Source organism: Agrobacterium sp. SUL3 (assembly GCF_001263295.1).
Classification (GTDB): domain Bacteria; phylum Pseudomonadota; class Alphaproteobacteria; order Rhizobiales; family Rhizobiaceae; genus Agrobacterium; species Agrobacterium tomkonis.
This window is the reverse complement of record NZ_KQ414544.1, coordinates 1-9,380: the sequence shown is the minus strand read 5'-3', so window position 1 is coordinate 9,380 and position 9,380 is coordinate 1. Positions and strand designations below refer to the sequence as shown.

Here is a 9,380-nt window from a genome sequence, read left to right as displayed (position 1 = left end):
GCGAGACTGTCCGCGATTTAGTGAAACGACTGTCCGGGATTTACCGGAATCGATGTCCCGTTAATCTGAAATCCGCAGGAAATGATTTGCTTGATCATTGGAGCTGCGGTCGATGCAGCGGTACGTCCACCATTCTCTCCGGTCTTTGGAGCATCAATGATGCTGATAACGATGTATTTCGGTTTATCCATAGGGAATGCCGCGACGAAGGCGTTGAAGTTCACGTCGCTCGCATAGCGCCCGTTGATGACTTTGTCGGCAGTACCCGTCTTGCCGCCTACTCGAAACCCGTCGACCTGAGCGCCGCGCCCCGATCCTTTGATGCCATTCCAGTCGAACAGGTAACGCATGTCGGCACTGGTCTTCTCTTTAAGAACTACCCGTGCCAGCCCGTTGGCAACCTCGGAAGTGCGCTTGAGGAAAGTCGGTGTCAGCAGCTTTCCGCCATTGATCAAGGAAGCCGCTGCGGCTGCGGTCTGTAGCGGCGTGGTCGCCACACCGTGACCGAATGAAATGGTCACCGAATTGATCTTCTTCCACGTGCGCGGTTGCGTCGGCGTAGCCACGCCAGGCATCTCGGTTTCCATTTTCGTGAGCAAACCGAGCCTCGTCAAAAATTCCTGATGCCCTTCAATGCCCACCCTGTCAGCCACGGCTGCGGTTCCGATATTGGAGGAATATTGAAAGACTTCCGGAATGGAAAGCGGCCTGTTCCTTCCCTTGAAATCCTTGATCGTAAAACCGCCCATCCGGATAGGTCTGGATGCATCGACGACAGTATCCAGGTCGATCTTGCCAGCATCGAGGCCCATGGCCAGCGTAAAGCTCTTGAATGTCGACCCCATCTCGAACGTCGCGTTGCTCATGCGATTGAACCAGCCCTTTTCGTATTCCTTGTCCACAGTGCCATCGGGCAGGGTTCGGGAGGGTTCATTCGGGTTGTAGTCGGGAACAGAAGCCATCGCGAGAACCTCACCGGTCTCCACATCGATAATGGCAGCGCCGGCTGCTTCCGCTCGGTATGCTTCCATTGACTTGGCAGCAACGTCGCGAACGATTCTCTGCACGCGCATATCTATTGACAGGCGCACAGGCTCGAGAGGCATCCCGCTCGTCATGCCAAGTTGGCGGAGGTCTGAGAGCCCCTGCTGGTCGAGATAGCGCTCCATGCCCGCCAGGCCCTGATTGTCGACGTTAACGTGGCCGACTATATGCGATGCGGTTTCGGCTCCAGGGTAGAAACGGCGTTTTTCCGGACGGAAACCGACGCCTGGAATGCCCAGCGCGAGAATGTCGGCCTGCTGCCTTGGGGTCAATTGGCGTTTGAGCCATTGGAATGCAGTTTTAGAGCGGAGCTTCTGGTACGTGTCCCGCCAATCCAGATTCGGGATCACCGCCGCCAGCTTCTCGACGACTTCGTTCGCATCGACGATACTGCGAGGATCCGCATAGAGCGAGACCACGTTGACGTCAGTCGCGATTAGTTGCCCGTTGCGATCGACGATGTCCGGACGGGAAGGCATCAATACGGGGTTGGCGAAAGATGCTGTCGTTAACGGCTCCCTGTAACCATACCATACCAGACGTCCGCCAATTACTGCAAAACAGGCGATGAACACGACCATTAGTAAACCGACACGCTGCCTCGCCTTACTACGGCTGGAGGCTGCACGGACGAGTGGGTTCGTCGATCCGCCGGTTCGGCTCCAGATTTTTACATGAGAGCGGCTCTTAAGGCGCACGACAAATGACAGCATTGCAATCGACCTATCTGAACCGCCCTACAGCGCGCCGCCTGACGCACCTTAATCGAGACGCAGCTTGATCCGAATATAACCAAAAATTGAAAATATCAGCAGATTCAGTTAAAAACTGTATAAATACGCAATTAATGGCACATCTGTTAGATTGTTGGAAATTACCTTAGCACAAATTTGTTGAAGGCTCCTCGATAGCGATTTCCTGATGAGAACCATGACATGTCCGAGCTAATGCGCTCGGCTACACTGCCACGGAACCAGGAAGGCTGGTGACGACGATCGGCGCTCTATCTGGTACACGCCCATAGAGATCGACAACGTCCTGGTTGATCATCCGCACGCAGCCAGACGAGACGGACTTTCCGATCGTCCACCATTCCGGGGATCCATGGATGCGGTAAATTGTATCCTCACCATTCTGGAAAATGTAGAGCGCGCGGGCTCCCAGCGGGTTTTTCAATCCGGGATCCATGCCGCCGTTGGCGATGCTGTAAGGCTGAAGCTCAGGTTGGCGAGCGACCATCTCGTCAGGAGGTGTCCAGCGCGGCCACTGGCGTTTGTATTGGATTACCCCACGACCAGACCATTCGAAACCCTGGCGGCCCAAGCCTACGCCGTATCGCATTGCCTGCCCGTCCTCAATCGTCAGATACAGGAAATAATTGGCAGTATCGACGATCAGGGTGCCAGGGCGCTCCCCGGTTGGATCACTGACCATCTGGCGATGAAAGCGCTTGCCAATCTTCTGATAGGGTATGGCCGGCAGCGGGAAGCGCTCTTCCGACACCGGCCCGTACATTGTCGCTAGGACCGGGCTCCCTGCAGGAACGATCACGGGTTCTGCCGTCTCGGCTGTCGTGGTCGTGCATCCAGACAGGGTCGCCGCTGCGAGCCCTGCACCGCCCATTATGAAGCCACGTCGCGTCAAGGTTTCCGGATGCAATTGATTTCCTTTTTAGTACTGGCATATCTGTCTCTGAGGCGATTTGGTTCGATTAGCTTGATCCCGCCAAAAGATTCCGGATCTTCTCCAGGCGGACTTCACGGTTTTCATGCATGTCGAGCGTTCCCCGGAACCCACCCTTCCCATCCATAAGGTAGACACCCGCCGTATGGTCCATTGTGTAGTTTCCGTCCTCAGTCGGAACCTTGCGGGAATAGGCCGCGAATGCCTTCACCACTGTCGCTGTCTCCTCGGCATCTCCGCGAAGCGCCATAATCCTCGGATCGAACGAGGACATGTAGCCCTTTAGTATCTCCTGCGTGTCACGCTCGGGATCCACGCTGATGAACGCTATATTGAAGTCGTCCGCCGCCGGCCCCAGTTCCTTCATAAGATCGGTGAGCTCGAACAGAGTCGTCGGGCAGATATCCGGGCAGTGCGTGAAACCGAAAAATGCCATATATGGCTTGCCTCTGAGTGCATCGTTATTGATGACCTGCCCATTGTGTGAAACGAGTTGGAACGGCCTCCCAATGGTTGGGGTCGATGAATCCTGACCGTCAGTCCGTTCGCTCTGGCGCAACGGTAGCTCTCTGCCGAAAATGATAAGCCATGCAGTGACGAGGGCAACCAGCCCCCAGATCCCGACCCGGATAATTTTCAAACCTGTCATTCGACCTCCCTTACCGTCCCCACCTGCCTGGAATCGTCTTCCAAAACCAATCCGTAGTCCCTCTAGTAGCCTGAGGTTCAAGACACTTTTTGCACAAGCTGTTGACGAAACGCTCGAATAACGCACTCTGCCAGGGATCAAAATCGCTAGGCTCAACAGAACTGCCTGAAACTCGCCCTTGACCCTCAAGCTACTAGAGGTCTCATAATGATGCGAAATATAGGGACTAAATACATGAGCGAGGCGACAGCAAGACCGGACGATAGTGCGTGGATGCCGACCTTCGGGGCATGGATCATCGCACTGGTATCGACCTTGGGAGCGCTATTTATTGGGGAAGTTATGGGCCAGGCTCCTTGCGACCTCTGCTGGTATCAGCGTGCTTTCATGTTTCCGTTAGCGGTACTGTTTACCGTCGCCGCACTCCGATCGGACGGAGGAGCCTGGTACTACGCTGCACCGCTGGCCTCGATCGGTTGGCTCATTGCGGCATTTCACAATCTTCTCTATTTCCAGATCATCCCGACCGCAATCAAACCATGCGGTCAGGGTCCGTCCTGCTCTGGTGAAGCGATGCTCCTGTTCGGATCGCTTCCAATTCCCCTCCTTTCCCTCGCATCATTCACCGCGATCATCCTCCTCCTTATTGTCGTGCGCCGGAGAACACCAGCATGAACAGACGTACCCTCGTTATCGCTTCAGCCTCGGTCGCAATTACCGTTTTCGCAGGGGGCGCGGCACTCTACAGCGGGATCAAGCCTGAACCAATGCCTGCTCCAACACCAGCAGGGCCAGGTAACGATACGCTCATCAGGATACATTCCCCAGTCTTGGGACCGGTTTCAGCTCCTGTCACAATAGTCGAGTTTTTCGACCCATCCTGCGAGGCTTGCCGCGCATTTTACCCGCTGGTGAAGCAAATAATGGCACAAACTGGAACCGATGTTCGCCTCGTGCTTCGCTACACTGTTTTCCATGAGGGATCAGACGAGGCTGTGCGGATCCTCGAAGCTGCGCGCAAACAGAACCGCTTCGAACCTGTTCTAGAGGCCATTCTGGAGCAGCAGCCCGTATGGGCGGATCATGGAAGGCCGGATATCGAAAAGGCGTGGCAGATCGCAGGATCCGCAGGCTTAGATATCGACCAAGGCAAGAAGTATGCCATATCCTTGACAGTTGACAGTGTCCTCGCCCAGGACACGGCTGACGTTCAGGCCAACAACGTCAAGCAAACGCCGACATTTTTCGTGAACGGAAAGCCGCTCACGGAATTCAGTCCGCAAGGACTCTACAATATGGTAAAGGCTGAAATTGATCTAACCAAAGCTGGATCCTGAAGACGCACGAGTATTGCTAGTCGAAGCGTAGCATATCAACCGCTCCCACCATGATAGTAGGGCATAATCACACCTGAACCCATCCAACCATCGACAATGGTGATCACTGATCTTACGATTATTGTGGTCAAGACCATGCTTATCTAATCCGGATGCGCTATAAACCCGTCGCTCCCGGCGTGACATGCGGGAGCGAACCAAGGTCGAACGGCTCAAGCACAGCACTTTGACTTCTTGGCTGTCGACCCGCAACAGGATGATTTGGCCTGTTCCTCCGCCAGCCACCAATCCCGTGGCTTGCAGCTTGCTGGTCGAGCGGCAAGGGACACCTCGAAGGTGTCGGCGACGAGCCGCGGTGCAGACGCGCAGTAGAGGGCTATCGGCCGCTCTCCGTCACTGACCTCGAAAGTGAGTTTTGCCGTCGGCTCAAGCTGCACATGGTCTGCTACCTTGCGGATGATCGCGGCGAACTTGCCGGCCGGCATATGTGTACGGCCATCCTCGTCGATATCCCAGAGCTGCACGAAGATCTCTGCCCAGGCTTCCGGGTTCGCACCGCAGTCGAGCGCCGAAAACTGTCCGGCCTTCACCTCAGTGACGTGATAGCCAGGCCGGACGGCATTGCCCTCATAACTGAAGACCAGCGGGGCATCGGGCGCCACTGCAAGCACATCGAGAAGATGGCCGAGGCTGATATCTGTCGAAATAGTCTTGTCGATCGCGTTCATGTGGGTTATCCCTCTATCCAATAGTTCAAGGATTGTTGAAGTATGGATGAACGTCAAGCTCTTTCGGCATTCGCGGCGCTATCGCAGGAGACCCGCCTTGCCATCGTGCGCGCGCTGGTCGTGGCCGGGCCTGAAGGACTGGCCGCAGGCGTGATCGCCGAGCGCATGGGCGTTTCCGCAACGAATGTCTCATTCCATCTCAAAGAGCTTGAGCGGTCGGGATTGATCTCCCAGCGAAGGGAATCCCGCTCGATCATCTACAGCGCCAGTTACGAGAGCCTTGCCGATCTCGTGAAGTTCCTGATGGAGGATTGCTGTGCCGGGCACCCTGCAATCCGGGAGAATGTCGAGAAGAGCGACGGATGCTGCAGTCCGGCTGGTGAGGTAGCAGGTGCATAGTCGACAGGTTCTCGCGGGAATCGTCTCCGCGCTCGGCATCACGCAGATCATCGGCTACGGCACTCTCTATTACAGCTTCAGCATCCTCGCTCCCGGCATGGCGGCCGACCTCGGCCTTTCGCTTTCCCAGGTGTTCGGGGTCTTCTCCGTTTCGCTGTTCATAGGCGGCCTGTCTGCCACCTATCTCGGCAAGCAGATGGATCAGATCGGCGCGGCCACCATCATGACGATCGGCTCGGTTCTCGCCGCCCTGACGCTCGCACTATGCGCCTGGTCTCCCTCGGTCGCAGTGTTCGCCATCGCCATCATCCTGCTCGAGGTCTCATCGGGCATGGTGCAGTATCAGGCGGCATTCGCGGCATTGGTCGAGAGCGATCCCCGCACCGCATCCCGGAGCATCACCTACCTCACGCTGATCGGCGGCTTCGCATCGACGATCTTCTGGCCGATCTCGGCCGCGCTTTCTGGATGGATGTCGTGGCGTGAGATCTATCTGGTCTTCGCAGCGCTGAATCTGTTCCTCTGCATGCCTCTTCACTTCTGGATCATGCGTGCCGGCAAAGCCGGATCGAGTGCGGATGCGGCCGCCCGGCCTCGCGAAGCTGTCATCGGGGCAATCCCCCACGATGCACGCAGTCGAAGCATGATCATGGTGTCGTTTGCCTTCGCGCTTCTCGGGTTCACGCTTGCCGCGATCCTCGCGCATATGGTGCCGATGCTCGGTTCGATCGGGCTGGGAACTGCTGCCGTGGTGATCGGATCCCTGTTTGGGCCGGCACAGGTCGCCAGCCGCCTGATCAACATGGTCTTCGGAAAAAACCTGTCGCCGCCGGCACTAGCTGTGGTGTCCGCAGTGCTGATCGTGATCGGCATCCTGATCCTGCTGGCAAGCGGAGACTGGCTGCCGGGGGCTGTCGCGTTCGCCATCTGCCTCGGGCTTGGGTCTGGCATCAACAGCATCGCGCAGGGCAGCCTGCCGCTCTATCTGTTCGGATCGGATGGATATGGCGCGATCACGGGCAAGATGGCGGCGGCTCGACTGGCGCTCGGAGCCGGCGCACCCTTCGCGTTCTCCGCGGCCATGGAGAACCTGGGCCTGAGCTTGTCCCTCATTGGAAACGCATGTCTCGGCGCGGTCAGCATCGCGGCATTCGTTGCGGTGGCGGCATCCTGTAGGCGGCTAGCCACCGCAACGGTTTAGGCGGTCAGATCGACTTCAGCGAGACCCGCTTCTCCAGCTCGGCCGCCTCTTCCTTCCGCTCGCTGTAGCGATCGGTCAGATAAGACGAGGCGTCGCGGGTCATGATGGTGAACTTCACCAGTTCCTCACAGACGTCGACGACGCGGTCGTAATAGGACGACGGCTTCATCCGGCCGTCGGCATCGAATTCCTGAAACGCCTTCGCAACGCTGCTCTGATTGGGAATGGTGATCATCCGCATCCAGCGGCCGAGAATACGTAATTGATTGACTGCGTTGAAGGACTGACTGCCGCCGGAAACCTCCATCACCGCCAGCGTCTTGCCCTGGGTGGGGCGGACGGAGCCGAGCGACAGCGGGATCCAGTCGATCTGCGACTTCATGATGCCGGTCATCGCGCCGTGGCGCTCCGGGCTGATCCAGACCTGGCCTTCCGACCATTGAGAAAGGTCACGCAGTTCCTGCACCTTGGGGTGGCTCACGGGTGCCTCATCCGGAAGCGGCAGCCCGGCCGGATCGAATATCCGCACCTCGCATCCGAGGCGTTCCAGCAGCCGACGGACTTCGAAGGCAAGGAGACGGCTATAAGACACTTCCCGAAGCGATCCATAGAGGACCAGGATTCTGGGCTTGTGCGTCGAGAATGCTGGCCGCAGCAGTTCTGGCGCGATGGGGTGAAGATGCTGGTCGTGCAGAGCCGGGAATGTATCAGACAATACGCTTACCTTCCTGGTCGAGAACCTGTTCGCCGTCCTCCTTGGTGAACGGTCCCTTGAAGGTATCGGTCGGCAGGATGTCCAGCACCACCTCAGAGGGACGCGACAACCGCGTGCCCATGGGGGTGATGACGAACGGTCGGTTGATCAGGATCGGGGTGGCGAGCATCGCATCCAGCAACTGGTCATCGGTCAGATCAGGATTGTCGAGGCCGAGTTCCGCATAGGGCGTGCCCTTCTCGCGGATCGCTTCCCGAACCGTCAGGCCAGCATCTGCGATCATCGTGGAGAGTTGCTCGCGCGATGGCGGGTTCTGCAGGTATTCGATGACGGTGGGTTCGATCCCGGCATGCTGAATTAGCTCGAGCGTGTTCCGCGACGTGCCGCAGGCCGGGTTGTGATAGATGGTAACGTCCATAGTCAGATCCTTTCGGTGATGGTGTTGCGGGCGACAGCGGGCGATGCCTCATACCAACCCTTCGATCGGTTCACGATCCAGACGACCGAGAGCATCACAGGCACCTCGATCAGGACGCCGACGACGGTGGCAAGTGCCGCGCCAGACTGAAACCCGAAGAGGCTGATGGCGGCGGCAACTGCGAGTTCGAAGAAGTTGCTGGCGCCGATGAGTGCGGAGGGTCCGGCGACGCAATGGCGCTCTCCCGACATTCGGTTCAAGATGTAGGCAAGACCGGAGTTGAAGTAGACCTGGATCAAGATCGGGACCGCGAGCAACGCGATGATGGTCGGCTGCGCGATGATCTGCTCGCCCTGGAATGCAAAGAGAAGCACGAGCGTGGCGAGCAGCGCGACCAGCGACAACGGCTGGAGCTTGGCAAGGAGGCTATCGAGCGCCCGAGTGGTCCCGTCGGCGGTCAGGCGGCTCCGGAGAACCTGTGCGATGATGACGGGCACGACAATGTAGAGAGCGACGGACAGGGCGAGCGTCGCCCACGGCACGGTGATGGCCGAGAGGCCAAGCAGCAAGCCGACGATCGGCGCGAAGGCGACGATCATGATCGCATCGTTCAGGGCAACCTGCGAGAGGGTGAACAGTGGTTCGCCGCGTGTCAGGTTGCTCCAGACGAAGACCATGGCCGTGCATGGAGCCGCCGCGAGGATGATCAGGCCAGCGATGTAGGAGTCGATCTGATCAGTCGGCAGATATGGCCGAAAGAGCCATCCGATGAACAGCCATCCCAGAAGTGCCATCGAGAACGGCTTGACCGCCCAGTTGATGAATAGGGTGACTCCGATCCCACGCCAGTAGGATCCGACCTGCACCATCGACCGGAAATCGATCTTCAGCAGCATCGGTATGACCATCAGCCAGATCAGGATGGCGACAGGGATGTTCACCTTGGCGACCTCGGCGCCGCCGATGATCTGGAAGACGCCGGGCATCAGGTGACCGAGGGCAACGCCGACGGCGATACAGAGGAAGACCCAGACGGTCAGGTATCGTTCAAATGTCGACATCTTACTCGGCCTTCGCGGATTTGACCGACGCGCCTTCCAATGAACCGATCTGGCGAACGTGTTGTTCAAGTGCGGGTTTCACAAAGTCCGGGACACGGATTTCAGTAAGTCGCGGACAGCGATTTCAGTAAGTGCGGGACAGTGA

11 protein-coding genes are annotated in these 9,380 nt (G+C 57.8%); 4 read left to right on the top strand and 7 right to left on the bottom strand.

Translation table 11 applies throughout. The features are described from left to right. Nucleotides 1-17: 17 nt before the first annotated feature. From AKG12_RS28560 to AKG12_RS28550, 3 genes are all read right to left on the bottom strand, one after another. Nucleotides 18-1,757: a peptidoglycan D,D-transpeptidase FtsI family protein gene (locus AKG12_RS28560; protein WP_052821419.1), complete on the bottom strand. Its 1,740-nt coding sequence runs from the start codon at nt 1,755-1,757 to the stop codon at nt 18-20. A gap of 244 nt (nt 1,758-2,001) precedes the next feature. Further along, nucleotides 2,002-2,703, bottom strand: coding sequence for a L,D-transpeptidase (locus tag AKG12_RS28555; protein WP_197283371.1), 702 nt, complete (start codon nt 2,701-2,703; stop codon nt 2,002-2,004). A gap of 52 nt (nt 2,704-2,755) precedes the next feature. Then, entirely contained in the window at nt 2,756-3,376 is a 621-nt protein-coding gene (locus AKG12_RS28550) for an SCO family protein (RefSeq protein ID WP_052821417.1), read from the bottom strand. Between the two features lie 234 nt (nt 3,377-3,610). Here AKG12_RS28550 and AKG12_RS28545 point away from each other — a divergent pair, with 234 nt between their 5' ends. Next, a complete protein-coding gene (locus AKG12_RS28545; protein WP_082179118.1) occupies nt 3,611-4,051 on the top strand; it encodes a disulfide bond formation protein B in 441 nt (146 codons plus the stop codon). Beyond that, nucleotides 4,048-4,713, top strand: a complete 666-nt coding sequence (locus AKG12_RS28540) for a DsbA family protein (RefSeq protein ID WP_052821416.1) — start codon at nt 4,048-4,050, stop codon at nt 4,711-4,713. Before AKG12_RS28545 ends, AKG12_RS28540 begins: the two co-directional genes overlap by 4 nt. Before the next feature lie 212 nt (nt 4,714-4,925). On the opposite strand, the gene AKG12_RS28535 is transcribed toward AKG12_RS28540, so the two are convergent. After that, complete coding sequence (locus AKG12_RS28535) at nt 4,926-5,441, bottom strand: DUF6428 family protein (RefSeq protein WP_052821415.1); 516 nt, start codon at nt 5,439-5,441, stop codon at nt 4,926-4,928. 42 nt (nt 5,442-5,483) lie between these two features. On the opposite strand from AKG12_RS28535, the gene AKG12_RS28530 reads away from it, so the two are divergent. Both AKG12_RS28530 and arsK read left to right on the top strand, forming a co-directional pair. Continuing rightward, nucleotides 5,484-5,840, top strand: coding sequence for an ArsR/SmtB family transcription factor (locus AKG12_RS28530; RefSeq protein WP_052821414.1), 357 nt, complete (start codon nt 5,484-5,486; stop codon nt 5,838-5,840). After that, nucleotides 5,833-7,041, top strand: a complete 1,209-nt coding sequence (gene arsK / locus AKG12_RS28525; RefSeq protein WP_052821413.1) for an arsenite efflux MFS transporter ArsK — start codon at nt 5,833-5,835, stop codon at nt 7,039-7,041. Before AKG12_RS28530 ends, arsK begins: the two co-directional genes overlap by 8 nt. A gap of 4 nt (nt 7,042-7,045) precedes the next feature. Here the strand turns inward: arsK and arsH are convergent, their stop codons facing one another. Genes arsH through arsB form a run of 3 tightly spaced genes read right to left on the bottom strand, consistent with a single transcriptional unit; the run spans nt 7,046 to nt 9,235 of the window. Continuing rightward, nucleotides 7,046-7,756, bottom strand: a complete 711-nt coding sequence (gene arsH / locus AKG12_RS28520; protein WP_052821412.1) for an arsenical resistance protein ArsH — start codon at nt 7,754-7,756, stop codon at nt 7,046-7,048. Next, a complete protein-coding gene (gene arsC / locus AKG12_RS28515; protein WP_082179117.1) occupies nt 7,749-8,174 on the bottom strand; it encodes an arsenate reductase (glutaredoxin) in 426 nt (141 codons plus the stop codon). The genes arsH and arsC overlap by 8 nt, the downstream gene beginning before the upstream one ends. 2 nt (nt 8,175-8,176) lie before the next feature. Next, entirely contained in the window at nt 8,177-9,235 is a 1,059-nt protein-coding gene (gene arsB, locus AKG12_RS28510; RefSeq protein WP_052821410.1) for an ACR3 family arsenite efflux transporter, read from the bottom strand. Nucleotides 9,236-9,380 lie beyond the last annotated feature (145 nt).

Excerpts from the sequence above, each read along its gene's own strand:
- AKG12_RS28560 (WP_052821419.1), bottom strand. The coding sequence starts at position 1,757 with ATGCTGTCATTTGTCGTGCGCCTTAAGAGCCGCTCTCATGTAAAAATC.
- AKG12_RS28550 (WP_052821417.1), bottom strand. The coding sequence starts at position 3,376 with ATGACAGGTTTGAAAATTATCCGGGTCGGGATCTGGGGGCTGGTTGCC.
- AKG12_RS28545 (WP_082179118.1), top strand. The coding sequence starts at position 3,611 with ATGAGCGAGGCGACAGCAAGACCGGACGATAGTGCGTGGATGCCGACC.
- AKG12_RS28540 (WP_052821416.1), top strand. The coding sequence starts at position 4,048 with ATGAACAGACGTACCCTCGTTATCGCTTCAGCCTCGGTCGCAATTACC.
- AKG12_RS28535 (WP_052821415.1), bottom strand. The coding sequence starts at position 5,441 with ATGAACGCGATCGACAAGACTATTTCGACAGATATCAGCCTCGGCCAT.
- AKG12_RS28530 (WP_052821414.1), top strand. The coding sequence starts at position 5,484 with ATGGATGAACGTCAAGCTCTTTCGGCATTCGCGGCGCTATCGCAGGAG.
- arsC (WP_082179117.1), bottom strand. The coding sequence starts at position 8,174 with ATGGACGTTACCATCTATCACAACCCGGCCTGCGGCACGTCGCGGAAC.
- arsB (WP_052821410.1), bottom strand. The coding sequence starts at position 9,235 with ATGTCGACATTTGAACGATACCTGACCGTCTGGGTCTTCCTCTGTATC.